This is a genomic window from Marinicella rhabdoformis (genome assembly GCF_009671245.1).
Taxonomy (GTDB): Bacteria; Pseudomonadota; Gammaproteobacteria; order Xanthomonadales; family Marinicellaceae; genus Marinicella; species Marinicella rhabdoformis.
Map to the genome: position 1 here is coordinate 1 of NZ_VTFS01000014.1, position 309 is coordinate 309.

Genomic DNA, 309 nt, shown 5'->3' on the forward strand with positions numbered 1-309 from the left:
AAAAAACCGCTTGCATAAGGTGAAAATAAAGCGATAATACGCAGCCCTTCGAGATGAAGGGAAAAGATTTTGAAAGCGGTTTGATTTGGTTTTGAAAAAGATTGAAAATAAAGCTTGCAAACGAAATCAAAACGGCGATAATATCGCCCCCTGCTGAGCGAAATGCCATCGGGTTTAAAAAGTAATTTAAAAACTAATAAGATAACTTTTGTGGACACTTGGAAAGGGTGCTTGAATGAGTACAACGACAAGTGACCATAACTTTAAAAATTCACGTAATTTTTTTGATAATATATAGTTAGAGGTCAA

At 34.6% G+C, this 309-nt stretch carries 1 protein-coding gene; it reads right to left on the reverse strand.

All coding sequences use genetic code 11. The annotated features are described in order from the left end of the window. On the reverse strand, positions 1–218 hold a 218-nt coding region (locus tag FET73_RS15175; protein WP_218944370.1), incomplete at its 3' end, for a hypothetical protein. Positions 219–309: the final 91 nt, after the last annotated feature.